The sequence below is a fragment of the Chloroflexota bacterium genome (assembly GCA_026713825.1).
In the GTDB taxonomy this organism is placed as follows: domain Bacteria; phylum Chloroflexota; class Dehalococcoidia; order Lucifugimonadales; family UBA1127; genus UBA1127.
Genome location: JAPONS010000114.1, coordinates 15,973 through 31,392, shown reverse-complemented (window position 1 = coordinate 31,392; position 15,420 = coordinate 15,973). Strand labels below are relative to the sequence as shown.

16 protein-coding genes are annotated in these 15,420 nt (G+C 68.9%); 12 read left to right on the top strand and 4 right to left on the bottom strand.

The window, feature by feature from the left end; genetic code table 11:
• Nucleotides 1-92: 92 nt before the first annotated feature.
• Nucleotides 93-485, bottom strand: a complete 393-nt coding sequence (locus tag OXC99_13185; GenBank protein MCY4625937.1) for an ACT domain-containing protein — start codon at nt 483-485, stop codon at nt 93-95.
• A 17-nt stretch (nt 486-502) separates the two neighbouring features.
• Entirely contained in the window at nt 503-1,669 is a 1,167-nt protein-coding gene (locus tag OXC99_13180) for a histidine decarboxylase (protein ID MCY4625936.1), read from the bottom strand.
• A 314-nt stretch (nt 1,670-1,983) separates the two neighbouring features.
• Here OXC99_13180 and OXC99_13175 point away from each other — a divergent pair, with 314 nt between their 5' ends.
• From OXC99_13175 to OXC99_13120, 12 genes are all read left to right on the top strand, one after another.
• The gene (locus tag OXC99_13175) at nt 1,984-4,251 is read left to right on the top strand and encodes a pitrilysin family protein (protein ID MCY4625935.1); all 2,268 of its coding nucleotides are present in this window, start codon (nt 1,984-1,986) and stop codon (nt 4,249-4,251) included.
• A complete protein-coding gene (locus tag OXC99_13170) occupies nt 4,134-4,994 on the top strand; it encodes an insulinase family protein (protein ID MCY4625934.1) in 861 nt (286 codons plus the stop codon). The genes OXC99_13175 and OXC99_13170 overlap by 118 nt, the downstream gene beginning before the upstream one ends.
• A gap of 235 nt (nt 4,995-5,229) precedes the next feature.
• On the top strand, nt 5,230-5,760 hold the full coding sequence (gene ybeY, locus OXC99_13165) for an rRNA maturation RNase YbeY (protein ID MCY4625933.1): 531 nt from the start codon (nt 5,230-5,232) through the stop codon (nt 5,758-5,760).
• 18 nt (nt 5,761-5,778) lie between these two features.
• The gene (gene dnaX / locus OXC99_13160; protein MCY4625932.1) at nt 5,779-7,470 is read left to right on the top strand and encodes a DNA polymerase III subunit gamma/tau; all 1,692 of its coding nucleotides are present in this window, start codon (nt 5,779-5,781) and stop codon (nt 7,468-7,470) included.
• On the top strand, nt 7,467-7,772 hold the full coding sequence (locus OXC99_13155; protein MCY4625931.1) for a YbaB/EbfC family nucleoid-associated protein: 306 nt from the start codon (nt 7,467-7,469) through the stop codon (nt 7,770-7,772). Before dnaX ends, OXC99_13155 begins: the two co-directional genes overlap by 4 nt.
• Before the next feature lie 109 nt (nt 7,773-7,881).
• Nucleotides 7,882-8,223, top strand: a complete 342-nt coding sequence (locus tag OXC99_13150; GenBank protein ID MCY4625930.1) for a hypothetical protein — start codon at nt 7,882-7,884, stop codon at nt 8,221-8,223.
• Nucleotides 8,224-8,252: 29 nt separating this feature from the next.
• Complete coding sequence (locus OXC99_13145; protein MCY4625929.1) at nt 8,253-8,651, top strand: type II toxin-antitoxin system VapC family toxin; 399 nt, start codon at nt 8,253-8,255, stop codon at nt 8,649-8,651.
• Nucleotides 8,652-8,685: 34 nt separating this feature from the next.
• On the top strand, nt 8,686-9,327 hold the full coding sequence (gene recR / locus OXC99_13140; GenBank protein ID MCY4625928.1) for a recombination mediator RecR: 642 nt from the start codon (nt 8,686-8,688) through the stop codon (nt 9,325-9,327).
• Nucleotides 9,328-9,444: 117 nt separating this feature from the next.
• Complete coding sequence (locus OXC99_13135; GenBank protein MCY4625927.1) at nt 9,445-10,221, top strand: SDR family NAD(P)-dependent oxidoreductase; 777 nt, start codon at nt 9,445-9,447, stop codon at nt 10,219-10,221.
• Between the two features lie 15 nt (nt 10,222-10,236).
• Entirely contained in the window at nt 10,237-11,049 is an 813-nt protein-coding gene (gene recO / locus OXC99_13130) for a DNA repair protein RecO (GenBank protein ID MCY4625926.1), read from the top strand.
• Nucleotides 11,050-11,118: 69 nt separating this feature from the next.
• Nucleotides 11,119-12,279 (top strand): acyl-CoA/acyl-ACP dehydrogenase, encoded by a 1,161-nt coding sequence (locus tag OXC99_13125; protein ID MCY4625925.1) that lies wholly within the window; start codon nt 11,119-11,121, stop codon nt 12,277-12,279.
• 109 nt (nt 12,280-12,388) lie between these two features.
• Complete coding sequence (locus tag OXC99_13120; GenBank protein MCY4625924.1) at nt 12,389-12,568, top strand: hypothetical protein; 180 nt, start codon at nt 12,389-12,391, stop codon at nt 12,566-12,568.
• Nucleotides 12,569-12,638: 70 nt separating this feature from the next.
• On the opposite strand, the gene OXC99_13115 is transcribed toward OXC99_13120, so the two are convergent.
• The gene (locus tag OXC99_13115; protein ID MCY4625923.1) at nt 12,639-14,231 is read right to left on the bottom strand and encodes an L-lactate permease; all 1,593 of its coding nucleotides are present in this window, start codon (nt 14,229-14,231) and stop codon (nt 12,639-12,641) included.
• An 88-nt stretch (nt 14,232-14,319) separates the two neighbouring features.
• Nucleotides 14,320-15,291: an ornithine cyclodeaminase family protein gene (locus OXC99_13110; GenBank protein ID MCY4625922.1), complete on the bottom strand. Its 972-nt coding sequence runs from the start codon at nt 15,289-15,291 to the stop codon at nt 14,320-14,322.
• Between the last annotated feature and the right edge of the window lie 129 nt (nt 15,292-15,420).

Below are 15,420 nucleotides of genomic sequence, written 5' to 3'. Positions count from 1 at the left end.
GCGCGGGGGGGGGGGGGGGGGGGGGGGGGGGGGGGGCCCCCCCCCCCTGCCGGAACGCTGGGAGCCGGGGCGGCGCGCGGGAAGCGGGCCGGCTAGACGAGGGCTTCCGGGCCCACCAGCGCTTCCGCCTTGGCGCGGTCGTCCGAGGAGAGGGCGAAGGTCACGTAGTCGCCGTGCCTGTCGAGGATGTGGAGGCTCTGGATGTTCACGCCCGCGTCCTTGAAGTTCTGGGCGACCTTCGCCAGTGCGCCCGGCTCGTCCCGCAGACGGAACACGAGCACGTCGTCGATGACTGCCCGGAAGCCCGCGTCCATGAGGGCGCGCAGGGCGTCGTCGTTGTCCTCCGTGGTCAGGATGACCAGACCCGTCTCGCCGGTGTTCTCGGTGTTGATCGACAGAATGTTGATGCCAGCGCCGGCGAGCGCGGCGGCGATGTCCGCGATGACGCCAACCTCGCTCTGCGCCATGACGATGATTCGTTCCAAGATCGAACCTCCTCGATTCAGCCGTTCTGGACGTCGGCGACCAACTCGTCGATCATCTCGCGGGTGACATGCGGCATCGTGATGACGTGCGCGATGTCCTGGAACGGCGCGAGCTGCCACTTGCGGACGACGTGGTCGGATGGCCTGGGGAACACGACGGTGACCGAATTCCTGTTGCGCCACGCGGGGATGTCCGCCTCGTTGAAGCGGTCGACGGCGTACTGGGCGACGCCGAGGCTGCCGGTCACGAGCTCCCTGAAGCCGTCGAGGCCGTAACGCTGGAGCGCGTACCATATCATCAGGGGCGCGAACGCGCTGCGCGACCCGGATAGCGTCGTGTCGAGCACGCCGACGTACTCGATGGACCGGGCGACGCGGGCGACGAACTGCTTGCGCGTCAGCGCGACGCCGCAGGGCAGGGGCGCGCCAATCATCTTGTGGCCGCTCACCGCCACGCTGTCGAAACCCACGTCGAAGCCGTAGGGCTGCGGATCGTCGACGAATGGGAGGACCATGCCGCTGAGCGCGGCGTCGGCGTGGATGTAGGAGCTGGTCACGGCGAGGTCGTCGAGGATGGCGCGCACCCTGGTGACGTCGTCGATGGCGCCCTTCATGGTCGTGCCGATGTTGGCCATGAAGATCACGGGCACGTCGCGGTTGATGCGGATGGTCTCGTAGAGGTCGTCGTAGTCGATCTCCCCGTTGGGCTGGCTCTTGATCATGATGTTGCGGACCTTGAGCAGGCGCAGGATCTTCACGACGCTGTAGTGGGCGTCCTGCGAGAAGTAGACGACGCCGTCAGGGAACGCCTCGCGGCCCATGTACAGCCCGTACATGTTGCCCTCCGTCCCGCCGGAGGTGACGTAGCCCCACGCCTCATCGCGGGGGAGGCGCATCAGGTCCGCAAACGTGTGGATGACCTCGCGCTCGATCTCGTGCGAATTGCTGGCGTAGTTGCTGGCGTGGAACGGATCGCCGACGTTGTTGGCGGCGTACTGGAGGAAGGGGAGCAGAGCCGAGTAGTCGAAGGCCAGGTTGGTCGGATACCCCACCTGCCGCCGCGAGGCAGTCTCGAAGAACTGCAGCAGGCCCTTGAGCGTCTCCTGGGCCTCGCCGCCCAAGGCGCTCATGGCTTCTGAAGCTTCCGGCGGAAACCCCGCTCCCTGGCCGTCGAACGTCGGCATGTACCTAACTTTCCCGATGCTTGCGCGTGGAACAATCAAGCACGATTGATTCACTGGCCTGCATCAATCATACCACCAGCGGCCGTGACGGTTTGTCCGCCCCATGGCGTGGCGGTATGTACAACATTCAAGCGAAGTGTTACCCGGCGGCTCTTGCAGGGGTATTGAGCGGGTGACACAATGATGTCCGGCCTGTCCAATCTGCAACGCAGTGAACTGGACGGGCAGTTTTGTGTCTGCCAGCAGGAAATCGCTTCCATTATCAACTTTTCCCATCCCGTGGACTGCGCAAGGAGACAAGGAGAGCAATGAGCGTGAAGTTCAAGCTTTCGATCGTGGCTGTTCTGCTTACCCTGATGGCGGTTGTGTGGGCGGCGTGCGAACAGGAGCCCACGCCTGAACCGGCGCCTGAGCCGACCGTCGTGGCGGCGCCGACGGCGACGGCGACGGCTGCTGCGCCCGCACCGACCGCCACTGCGACGGTAGCGCCGCCTGCAACCCCGGTTCCCACGCCAACGCCGGCGCCCGTCGCGACGGCGACGCCCGATCCGACGCCGGAGCCGGTCGTCGAGGTCCCCTTGGAGCTCGACCCCGCGGTGGTGCAGGGGACGCTATCCAACGGCATGAGCTACTACATCCGGAACAACGAGGAGCCGCGAGACCGCGGGAAGATCTCGCTGGTCGTGAAGGCGGGGTCCGTGCTGGAGGAGGACAGCGAGCGCGGGCTGGCGCACTTCGTCGAGCACATGGCGTTCAACGGGACGGAGCGGTTTGAGAAGCAGGAGATCGTCGACTACCTGGAGTCGATCGGGAGCGGCTTCGGGCCGGACCTGAACGCGTACACGAGCTTCGATGAGACGGTGTACTTCTTTGAGTTCCCAACTGGCGACCCCGAGGTTACTGAGACGGCCTTCCAGATCCTCAGCGACTGGGCGTACGCGATTTCGTTCGACCCGGAGGAGGTCGACTTGGAGCGGGACGTGGTGCTGGAGGAGTGGCGGCTGAGCCAAGGATGGGGGTCACGCTTCCAGAGCTCGCTGTTGAGTCTCATCTTCGGGACGTCGCCCTACTCCATCCGGGCGCCCATCGGGCTGCCGTCGGTCGTCGAAGGGGCGACGGCGGAGGACCTGCGGGCGTTCTACGAGCGCTGGTACCGGCCGGAACTGATGGCCGTCGTCGCCGTGGGAGCGTTCGACGTGGAGGACATCGAGGCGAAGATCAAGGAGCACTTTGCGCCGCCGCCGGAGGGCGGGGCGATGCAGGAGCGCGCGGCCGCCGCGCCCGCCGCCGAGCGGCCGGTATTCGACTACACGGGCCACCAGACGCCGTGGGTCAACGTGTTCACCGACGCCGAGTCGCCGGGCACGCAGTTCGTGCTGGTCAAGAAACTGAGCCCCCGGACGCTGCCGACCGAATCGGCGTACCGGGAGTACGTGGTGGAGCTGCTCGCGTTCCAGATGCTGAACGCGCGGCTGTCCGAGCGCGCGAAGGCGGCGAATCCGCCCTACTTGCTGGCGGACGGGGGCCGAGGGCCGTACGCGGAGCCGCTGGACATCGCGACGTTCTCCGGCTGGGTCGAGACGGGCGGCATCGAGGCGGGGCTGGCGGCAGTGCTCGAGGAGCTGGAGCGCGTCAGGCAGCACGGGTTCACCGAGGGCGAGCTGGAGCGGGAGAAGAGCAACCTGCAGCGGGCGTATGAGAGCTCTTACAAGCAGCGGGAGCAGACGACGACGCAGAGCTACATCAATGAGTACGTAGACCACTTCCTCTACGGGGTGGCGTCGCCGGGCATCGAGGTCGAGTGGGGGCTGGTGCAGGAGTACCTGCCGGAGATCTCGGCGGAGGAGTTCGGCGAGGTGGCGGAGTCATGGGCGAGCCTGGAGGACACCGCGCTGCTGATCGTGCGGCCGGCGGAGACCGAGGGCAGCACCGACACCGCCCTGGCCGACGCGACGCTGGCGCAGCTCCTGACGGCCAACACGCTACAGGTGGAGCCCTACGCGGACACCGTGGGCGACGTGCCGCTGCTGGAGGTCATCCCGGGCGCGGGCAACATCGTCGCAGAGGAGCCGTTGGGGGAGATCGGCGCGCAGCAGTGGACGCTGTCGAACGGCATCACCGTGATCGCCAAGCAGACGGACTTCCGCGACGACGAGGTGGAGTTCAGGGCGTTCAGCCCCGGGGGCACTCGCTGGTGGAGGACGAGGACTACGTCTCGGCGCGCTATGCGGCGGCGATCGTCGGCGGGAGCGGCGTGGGGCCGCACGACAACGTCACGCTGGAGAAGCTGCTGGCGGGCAAGCGGGTCTCGGTGGCGCCCTACATCGACCGGCTGTTCGAGGGGTTCCGGGGCAGCGCGTCGCCGGAGGACCTGGAGACGATGTTCCAACTCATCTCGCTGTACGCGACGCAGCCGCGCGTCGACGAGGCCTTCTTCGACCGGTACCGGGCGCGGCTGCAGAGCATGGCCGAGATCAACGCGGCCGACCCGGACGCCGTGCTCTTCGACACCGTCGACATCGTGCGGTACCAGGACCACTTCCGGGCGCGTCCGCTTTCGGTCGCGCTTCTGGAGGAGCTGAGCATGGAGCGCGTCGAGGCGGTGTACGCGGACCGGTTCGCGGACCTGGGCGACGCGACGTTCGTATTCGTCGGCGCGTTCGACTGGGACGAGTTGCGGTCGCTGGCGTCGACGTACCTGGCGAGCCTGCCGACGACGGGGCGCGCGGAGGCGTGGCGGGACAACGACATCGACCCACCGACGGGGCTGGTGGACCGCGTCGTGCGGAGCGGCATCGAGCCGCGGGCCAACACGGTGGTCGTGTACGCGGGCGACCTGGAGTGGAGCCGCGGGGAGGTCCTCAAGCTCAACGTCGCGGGCGAGATGCTGGGCATCCGGCTGCGAGAGCGGGTGCGGGAGGAACTCGGCGGCACCTACGGCATCTGGGCGAACGCGGGCGGCAACTCGCTGCCGGACGCGGAGTACCTGATCTCCATCATCTTCGGCAGCGACCCCGCGCGGACGGACGAGCTGTTCGCCGAGGTCCTGAAGGAAGTGGAGTGGCTGCGGGCCGGCGGCGAGCAGGAGTACCTGGACACGGCCAAGGAGCTGCTGCGGTCCGGTCGAGAGGAGAGCCTGCGGCAGAACGGGTTCTGGCTCGGCCAGATAACGTCAGCCGCGCAGCGGGGTGAGGACTTCGCGGCGATTCTCGACTATGAGGCGGCGCTGGAGGCCCTGACGCTGGAGGACATCGAGGAAGTGGCGCTGCGCTACTTCAGCCTCGACGAATACATGCGGGTGGTGCTGCTGCCGGAAGAGGACTAGCTTCCAGGGACACGTTGCGGGAGCGTCCGGCGCGGGGTGGGTTGTGCTGGCAACCGCTCCGCGCCGCCCTGTTTGCGAGGGGTTCGCTATGCTACCATTCCCCTCAGCATCCGCCCCGGCGGCAGCCCGTCCTTGTGGGCGGGGTAGAGAACGGAGCGATTCAGTGCCTCCCCGTGCATCCCGCATCAGCGTGTTGGTGTTCCCGTCATTCAGGCGTTGCGTCACGCAGCGTCGCTTGCGCGAAGTCGCGGAGGCGGCGCTTGAGGCGGCCGGGGCGTCGCCGGACGGGCGCGAGGTCAGCGTGGTCATCGCGGACGACGAGGCGCTGCTGGAGCTGAACGAGCGGCACCGGGGCGAGTCGGCGGTGACCGACGTGCTGTCGTTCTCGCCGCACCACGCGGGGCCGTACATGGGGGAGAGCGCCGCCACGGGCGGCGGGGACGAGCCTGACGACGAGGACTTCCCGGACTTCCCCAGCCCGGACGGCGGGATCGAGGAGCTCGGCGAGGTGGTGATCTCGTACCCGCAGGCGAAGCGGCAGGCGCGGGAGGCCGGGCGGCCCGCCGCGGCCGAGGTGGAGATGCTGGTGGCGCACGGCGTCCTGCACCTCCTGGGCTACGACCACGCGGAGCCCGATGAGGAGCGCGAGATGTTCGCGCTGCAGGATGCGGCTCTTGAGAGAGCCGGCGCTCTTGCGAGAGCCGGCACCCTCGAGCGAGCCGGCACCCTCGAAAAGACACGGACTCCGGCCAAGGCCGGGGCGTAACAGGCAAGGCAGGCAGCAGTGGCGGAGCAGGTCCTCTACAGGAAGTGGCGGCCCCAGCGCTTTGCGGACGTGTCCGGGCAGGACGCCGTGGTGCAGACGCTGCGGCAGGCCGTGAGCCAGGGGCGCGTGGCGCACGCGTACCTGTTCTGCGGGCCGCGCGGGACGGGCAAGACGACGGCCGCGCGCATCCTGGCCAAGGCGCTGAACTGCGAGGGGCTCGACCCGGCGAACGGGCCGAACGACGGCGACCCGGACAACACCTGCTCCTTCTGCACGGACGTGAGCGAGGGCCGCGCCCTCGACCTCATCGAGATGGACGCGGCGAGCCACCGGGGCATCGACGACGTGCGGAGCATGCAGGAGCGCGTGTTCGGGGCGGGGCCCGCGCGGGGGCGCGCCAAGGTGTACATCATCGACGAGGTCCACATGCTGACGGACTTCGCCTTCAACGCGCTGCTGAAGACGCTGGAGGAGCCCGCGCCGTGGGCCTACTTCGTGCTGTGCACGACGGAGCCGCACAAGGTGCTGGCGACGATCGTCTCGCGGTGCCAGCGCTTCGACTTCCGCCGCATCGCGCCGCGGGACGTGCAGGCGCGGCTGCAGACCGTCTGCGAGGGCGAGGGCTACGCGTGCGACCCGCAGGCGCTCTCGGCCATTGCGCGGGCGACGGGCGGCAGCGTCCGGGACGCGCTGAACATCCTGGAGCAGACGGCCCTCTCCTACGGCAACAGCATCACCATGCCGGGCGTGGAGGAACTGCTGGGGCTGAGCCGCGACCCTCGCGCGCTGGAGCTCGTGCGGCACGTGCTCGGCGGCGACCTGAAGGAGTCGCTGCGGGTGACGTCGGACGCGGCGTCGGGCGGGCTGGAGCCGGGCCCCTTCCACCGCCAGGTGGTCGAGCGGCTGCGGGCCGTGCTGCTGCAGAAGTCGGGCGTTGGGGGGGCCGAGGAGTCGGCCGACGACCAGGACGCCGTGAAGGAGATCGCGGCGTCGGCGGACTGGAACGCGCTGCTGCGCGCCATGCGGCTCGTGGGCCGCGCCAACGTGCGCGGGGGCGAGGGCCCGGCGTGGCTGCCGCTGGAGCTGGCGGTCATCGAGGCGGCGTCGCCGCCGGAGGAGCTGGCCCCGTCGCAAGCAGTCGCTTCTCCGGCCCCCGTGGCCGCGACACCGCCGCCTCAACCGCCGCCTCGCGCGCCGCAACCGGCTCGCGGCGGCGGGGAGTCCGCGCGAGCGCCGGGACCGCCGGTCGGGCGGCCGGCAATGGACGCGCCGCCTCGACGGGACTACGCGCCCGCGCCGGAGGAGGGTGTTCGCGTGCCGGAACCTCCGCCGCCCGTCCCGGCGGGCGCTCGCGCCGTGCAGGAGGCCGAGTGGTCGGCACTGGTGCAGCCGCTGCGGCGGTACCGGGGCAAGAAGTACACGATAGGGTCGCTGTTGCTGGACTGTCGGCAGCGGTACGTGGAGGACGCCACGCTGGTGCTGGTGTTCAAGAACGCGCCCAACCGCGACCGGCTGCAGGAGGAGTTGGACCACCCGCCGAGCAGACAGGCCGTGTCGGAGGCGATCGCGGGCGCGCTGGGGGGCGAGTTCGGGCTGCGGCTGGAGGCCGGAGAGGCCAATGGCGAGCCGGGCAACGCGCATGGGCACCTGGTCCGCAGCGCCGTGAACCTGGGCGCCAGAGTCATCCAAGAACAGGAGGAGCCGGAATGAACCGGAACATGATGCGCCAGGCGCAGCAGCTCCAGCAGCGGTTCGCCAAGCTGCAGGAGGAGCTGGAACAGGAGACCGTGGAGGCGACGGCGGGCGGCGGCATGGTGAAGGCCGTCGTCACGGGCAAGCAGACCGTCACGTCCATCACCATCAGCCCCGAGGCCGTCGACCCGGACGACGTGGAGGTGCTGGAGGAGATGGTCATGGCGGCGGTCAACGAGGGGCTGCAGAAGTCGCAGGACCTGGCGCAGCAGAAGATGGCGGCCATCACCGGCGGGATGAACATTCCGGGGCTGGGGTAGGGACGCCTCACCGCCGGCCCGCCGACCAGGATGCTCGTAGCTTGCCGGCGACGGGTGTATGCTATTTGACGGGAACCGTCCTTCGCGTAGCCCAGAGGTTTATACAGGCATGGAACAGCACAAAGAAAAGGTCACGTTGGGCGTGGACGCCGAGACGAAGCGGCGCCTGAAGGCTGCTGCTGCCGCGAAGGGCGTCAGCGTCAGCGTGTACTGCCGCGAGGCGATCGACAAGGAGCTCGCGCAGGACGTGGGGGAGGGGGCGGAGGGCGCCGCCAAGGGTGAAGGCGTAGAGGAGGACACCGTCCTCGCCATGTTTGAGGCAACGCGCAGAAAGTACGGTTCAGCAAAACCCACCACCAAGACTGCGGTCGACTACATTCGAGAGGGCCGCGAAATCCGTGAGAGGGAGATGGACGGGTGGTTGTTTCCAGACAAGGACTCGTCATCGTAGATGCCAGTCTGGCGTTCAAGTGGTTGGTAATGGAGGAGGATTCGGATAGGGCGAGGGCAACGCTGGCAACGTGGAGAAGACAGGGGGCAAGGCTGGCTGCCCCTTATTTCATGGTGGCCGAGGTGGCCAACGCGCTTCATCGAAGGGTACATGAGTCGACGCTGGACGCAGACGAGGCGAGCTCCTTGATGGATGACTTGCTGTCCCCCGAGTTACGGCTGGAGTTGCACGCACCGCCTGGGATTCATCAAAGGGGTATGGCGTTGGCCAGACAACTGCGACAACCCGCCGTGTACGACTGCATCTACCTGGCCCTTGCGGAAGCTCTGGATGGCGAACTGTGGACGGCTGACGAGCGGTTCTATCGCGCGGCAAGCCTCCAATTCAGCAACGTCCGCTGGCTTGGGGAAGCGGATGTGCTTAATTGATTGACAGCATTTCGAGGACGATGCAGGACACTCCATGACCACCAGCGGCAACAACAGCGGGCTTCCGGCGGCGGCGCCCGTGGTGCGGCTTGTGGACGAGCTGCACAAGCTGCCCGGCATCGGCGCGAAGAACGCGCAGCGGCTGACGTACCACCTGGTGCGGATGCCGGCGCGCGAGGCCAAGGCGCTCGCGGAGGCGATTCTCGCGGTGAAGGACCTGGTCAGCCTGTGCGTGCACTGCCAGAACATCACGGACCAGAACCCCTGCCCGCTGTGCGCCAACCCCAACCGCGACCGCACGACCATCTGCGTTGTGGAGGAGCCGCTGGACGTGCTGGCCGTCGAGCGATCGAATGCCTTTCGCGGGCTCTACCACGTGCTGCACGGGGCGATCTCGCCGATGAGCGGCATCGGGCCGGACGAGCTCAAGATGGCGGAGCTTATCGAGCGGCTGAAGTCGAGCGCGAGCACCGCCGAGCCCATTCGCGAGGTCATCCTCGCGACCAACTCGAACATGGCGGGCGAGGCGACGTCGATGTACCTCTACCGGCTGCTGGAGCCGCTCGAAGTCCGCGTCACGCGGCTGGCGCGGGGGCTGCCCACCGGCGCGGAGCTCGAGTACGCGGACGAGACCACCATCAGCCGCGCCTTCGAGGGACGGCAGGACTTCTTCTAGGGCGGGCGTTCAGGGTCTCGCGGCGCACAATCTTTGCACCTACACATTTGTGCCCTAGCCGTGCCACGTCTTCCGGGTTATCCTGCCTCCGCACACCCACCTGGCCGGGAGGATTCCATGAGGTTCGAGGGTAAGGTAGCCATCATCACGGGGGCCGGCGGCGGCATCGGCGCGGCGACGGCCCGCATCATGGTCGGCGAGGGCGCAAAGCTGGCGGCCGTCGACGTGGACGGCGCGCTCCTCGAATCGCTCATGGGCGAGGTCACGGGCATGGCCGGCGAGGTGGTCCCCTACGTCAGCAACGCGATGGACCCCGAGCAGGTGAGCGCCACCGTCGAGGACGTCGTCAACCGCTGGGGGCGCGTCGACATACTCGTGAACTGCATTGGCGGCACGGCGGGAGCGCCGGACTCCCGGGCCCGCATCGAGGACGTGACGCTCGAGGAATGGCAGAAGGTGTTGGACTTCAACCTGACGGGGGTCTTCCTTTACTGCCAGGCGGCGCTGCCGCATATGAAACGGCAACAGTCGGGCAAGATCGTCAACATCTCCTCGCAGGTGCGCTACGGCAAGAGCGAGGTCGTTGCGTCGTACGTGGCGGCGAAGGCGGGTATCGTCAGCCTGACGAACCGCATCGCGAACGAGGCGGGGTCCTACGGCGTCAATGCCAACACCGTCGCGCCGGGGCTGACGCTAACGCCGCGGGTGGCCGCCGTGCGGTGGGACACGCTGACGCAGGCGGAACGCGCGAAGTACTCGGAGCGCATCCCGCTGCGCCGCCCGGCAGTGCCCGAGGACCAGGCGAAGGCGATCGCCTTCCTGGCGTCGTCGGACGCCGACTACATCACCGCGCAGGTGCTGGAGGTCGGCGGCGGCGAGTTCTCGACGCTCTAGGCCGCCGGGGCAGCCGTGACCTCCTCGTACGAGAAGCCGCGCACCTTCAAGACCGAGGGCGTCGTGCTGCGCCAGGCCTCGTCGGGCGAGGCCGACCGGATGCTCACCGTGTACACGCGCGACTTCGGGATGCTGCGGCTCGTTGCGCGGGGACTTCGGCGTCCGAACAGCCGGCTCGCCGGGCACCTCGAGCCGCTGGTGCACGCGTCGCTGCAGCTTGCGCGGGGGCGCGGGCCGGACGTCGTCACGGGCGCCGACACGCTGCACGGGCACACGGCGCTCCGGAGCAACCTCGAGGGCATCGCGCGGGGGCTGGTCTGCGCGGAGCTGATCGACGCCTTCGCGCCGGAGGAGCAGGCGAACCCGGAGCTCTTCCGCCTGCTGCTGCACGCGCTGGACATGCTCAACGAGGGTGACGGCGACCTGCTGCTGTGGCACTTCGCCTTCCACGTGCTGGCGCTCACGGGCTACATGCCGGAGCTGCAGCAGTGCGTGATGTGCGGCAGGCAGGTGGAGCCGGACGAGCACCTCTTCACGCCGGGCCTCGGCGGCGTCGTGTGCTCGCGGTGCGCGCGGGGGGGCGACCCTGGCGGCCCGCAAGAGCGGGCGGGGGCGCCGCTGCTGCCGCTCTCAGTGAACGCGCTGAAGGTGATGCGCTTCTTCCGCGACCACCCGTACGATGAGGTGCGCGGGCTTCGCATCGACGGGGCGCTGTCGCGGGAGCTGGAGCGCGTCGAGGGCGGGGACATCCGCTACCTGCTGGAGCGCGAGGTCCGCAGCGCGGAGTTCCTGAGCAGGCTTTCGCGGCTGCTGCCGGCGGGGGGCTAGCGCTGGCCCGAGTCGCGTGGTTACGCCACGGTGTACAATACCCCGCGCCAACATCTTCGGAGGCTGCCCATGGACTTTGAGACCCCTGCGCACTGGGAATCGCTGCGTGCGGGCGTTCGCGCGGTGTGCGAGCGCTACGGCGACGCGTACTGGCGGCGGCTCGACGCGGAGCGGGGCTTCCCCGAGGAGTTCGTGCGGGAGCTGAGCCGCGAGGGGTGGCTGTCGACCATGATCCCCAAGGAGCTTGGCGGCGGCGGGATGGGGCTCGCGGAGACGAGCATCGTGCTGGAGGAGGTCAACCGCAGCGGGGCCAACGCGAACGCGGCGCACGCGCAGGTGTACATGATGGGCGTGCTTCTTCGGCACGCGAGCGACGCCCTCAAGCGCGCGTACCTGCCCCGCGTCGCGGCGGGCGAGCTGCGGCTGCAGGCCTTCGCGGTCACGGAGCCGGAGGCGGGCTCCGACACGACGCGCATCACCACCACGGCCGAGCGGCGCGGCGACAGCTACGTCATCAACGGCGAAAAGACCTTCATCTCCCGCGTCCTGCAGTCGGACCTGATGCTGGCGCTGGCGCGGACGACGCCGTACGAGGAGTTGCGGGACCGCACGCGGGGACTCTCGCTCTTCCTCGTCGACCTGCGGGAGGCGGGGGACGCCGTCGACGTGCGGCCGCTGCGGGTGATGATGAACAACCACACCAACGCCGTCACGTTCCGCAACCTGGAGGTTCCCGCGGACCACATGGTGGGCGGCGAGGGCAATGGCTTCCGGTGCGTCATCGACTCGTGGAACGCCGAGCGCATCCTGATCGCGGCGGAGTGCATCGGCGACGGGCGGTGGTTCATCGAGCGGGCGGTGGCTCGCGCCAAGGAGCGGGTGGTGTTCGACCGGCCCATCGGCGCGAACCAGGGGGTGCAGCTTCCCATCGCGGCGGCGTACGCGCACGTCGAGGCCGCGGACCTGGTGCGGCACAAGGCGGCGGCCAAGTTCGACGCGGGCGAGCCGTGCGGGCCCGAGGCGAACATGGCGAAGCTGCTGGCGTCGCAGGCGTCGTGGGAGGCGGCGAACGTCTGCCTCGACACGCACGGCGGGTACGGGTTCCTGGACGAGTACGACGTGGAGCGGAAGTTCCGGGAGACGCGGCTGTACACCGTCGCGCCCATCAACAACAACCTCGTGCTGGCGTACTTGGGGCAGCGGGTGCTGGGGATGCCGCGGTCGTATTAGCGCGGGGCTTGCGGCGGGGGCTGCGGGCGCCTCGAAAAGGTGTAGAATTCCCGCGAAGCGGGACTGTGCTGATGCCTTCAATTGACCTCGAAGAGGGAGGGTGCTCGACATGACTACTGAGTCACGCGCAAGGCGCATGCTGGTCATCCAACGCGATGGCAAAGAGTTTGAAGCCGTAAACGAGGGTGAGACCCACGAGTCGTTGACGGATCTGTTTCCCGAGGACAAGTTCGATTCCGAGCTGGTAGCGTCGCCGGATGGCGACTACTGGCTGGTCAAGGAGAAGTAGGGCTGCACTGGCGGCCCCGTCCGTCCGGTTGACCCTTCCACGGGCTCAGGGCGAACGGACTTCAAGACCCCTAGCGTTCCAGCCACGTGAGGAAGCGCACGATTACGAGGGCCTCGATGCCCGCGAGGAGCACGAGCGCGAGCACGTACGGGACGACGATGCGGAAGATGCTGCGCACCTCGTCGCCGAGGCCGGCGACCGTCGCGCCGACGACGACCTTGGCGGGGGCCATCGAGCTGCCGACGGAGCCGCCGATCGACTGAATGCTCGCGATGGTCACGGAGCCGATGCCCAGCGCCCTCGCCGCCTCCACCTGCAGCAGCCCGAACATGACGTTGGAATTCGTGTTGCTGCCGCTCATGAAGGAGCCCAGCAGGCCGATGAAGGGCGACGCAAGCGGGAAGAAGGGCCCGGACACGTTCGCGATGCCCTGCGCCAGCAGCACCGTCATGCCCGTGTCCGCCATGACGACGGCCATCGCCACCATCGCCAGCACCCCCAGCGTCGTGCCCGCGCACTGGTCGAAGGTGAACCGGAGCGCGCCCGAGACGAGGCCGCCGCGCCATCGCTTCGTTACCATGTAGACGGCCGCGCTCACGGCCGTCGCGATGAGGATGAGGGGCGCGGGGTGCGCGAGCAGCCCGATGGCCGCGTAGCCGCCGGCGGGGGCGACGGTGAAGCCCTGGCCCGTTGTGAAGCCGGGGGAGTCGAGGGCCAGCCGCAGGCCGCTGACAGCCTCCTTCACCGGGCCCACCTGCGCGCCGAAGCTGAGGGCGACCACCAGGAAGTAGGGCGTGAAAGCCAGCGCCGGGGGCATGCCCGCGCCGTCCGCCGCCTCGACGACCGGCGTCGTGTCGGCTCGGCGCGCACCGACGAGCAGCGGCGATCGCGTCAGCACGACGAGGACCGCGGTGCCGAGCATGCCCGCGCCCAGCGACGCCACCTGCGGCGCGCCCGCCAGCGCGAGCCCGTACAGCGTGCCGCCCATGACGCCGCCCGCGACGACGACCACGGGCAGGCTGCGCCACACGGCTCGCATTCCGCCCTGGATGTGCGCGACGAGCATGCCGCTCGCGATGGTCACGGGCAGGAAGAGGAGCGCCATGTGCGGCGCGATGACGGTCTCCTCGATGCCGGTGACGAGCTGGATGGTGTAGTAGGAAGATCCGAGGGAGCCGAAGGTGACGGCCCAGCCGTGGCCGACGAGGGACATCGCGGCGGCGCGGACGGGCGGGACGCCGAGCATGACGAGCAGCGGGGCCGACACGGCGACCGGCACGCCGAAGCCGGTGACGCCCTGTATCGTGCTGGAGAACCCCCACCCGATGATGAGCGCCTGCGCGAGCTGGTCGTTGGAGAGCGCGGCCATGTGGCGGCCCACGGCGTCGATGGCGCCGAGTCGGTCGAGGATGTTGTAGAGGAAGACGGCGGCCCAGACGATGGAGAGGACGAAGACGGCGAGATTCGCGCCCTTGGCGGCGGCGATGCCGACGTGGCCGAGCTCGGCGCCGAAGGCCAGCAGCGCGAGGGCGGCGGCCAGCGCGAAGGCCGCGGCGCCGGCCTGCTCGGCGGGCCGGTTCAACCATAGCATCGCCCCCGCGAGCACGACAAGCGGCGAGGCGGCGAGGAGCCAGTTGAGGATGGTGAGTTCAGGGCCGGTCATGGGGGTATTGTGCAGGATTTAGCGCCGTAACGCGCGGCCAGCTGTTCGCCCTTCGATTTCCCTCAGGGCGAACGGACGGTGTGCGGCCCTACATCATCGCCAGCTCGCTGCCGATGCCGCGCTCGATGGCCTTGCAGTAGACGATGGCGGCGGCGGCGAGGTCCTCTGTGCCGACGCCGAGGGCGTTGAACTGCGTGATGGCCTCGGCCGAGGGGCGGCCCGCCGCGTTGCCGACGACGATGTCGGCCAGCGCGACGGCGCGGGACCAGTCGAAGGCGCCTTCCTTCTCTGCGTAGAGGAGCTCGCCGCTGTCGATCCTGGACTGCTCCATGTTCTCGACGGCGACGAGGTCGGCGCGGCGGACGGCCTCGACGTCGAGCTCGCGGCGGTTGGCGCCCGTCGCGCCGATGCCGTTGACGTGCATGCCGGCCTGCAGCCACTCGCCCTGCATGACGGGCTCGTTGGCGCCGGTGATGGTGACGAGGATGTCCACGTCGCGGACGGCCTCCTCGGCGGAGTCGACGGGGTCTACGTCGAGCCCGTGCTTCTCGCGCATCTCGGCGCTGAAGGCCTCGCGGTTCTCGGCGGAGCGGCTGTAGGCCTTCACATGGCTGATGTTGCGCACGACATTCATGGCGGCGATCTGCGCGCGCGCCTCCCAGCCGGTGCCGATGATGCCGAGGGTGGCGGCGTCCTCGCGGGCCATGTACCTGGTGGCGAGGCCGCTGACGGCGCCGGTGCGGATCTGGCCAAGGTCACGGGCGTCGACGATGGCGTCGAGGGCGCCGGTCTCGAGGCTGTAGAGGAGCACGAGGTAGCGGGTGCGGTTGGGCGCGTTGGGGCGACGGTCGCTGCCGTAGGTCTTCATGCCGTAGACGCCAAAGCCCTCGGCGATGCCCTGCACCGTGCGGTGGAACCCCTTCGGCAGCGGCAGGTGCTGGCGGGGCAGGTTGACGGCCTTGCCGTCGGCCTCGTCGCGGAAGACCTGCTCCATCAGGTCGATGCACTCGTCCATGGGCAGGAGGGTGCGGACGTCGTCGTTGCTCAGGAAGATGGTCATGGCGCGCTCCTTGCCCGCTTTGGGTGGCTGTTGGGCTGTGCCAGTATAGGGTCCGGCGTCTTTAGCTGCAAACGGAGGCCTTTCCTGAGACGCATTGAGACTACGGGGCATTGTATGTATTATTCCCGT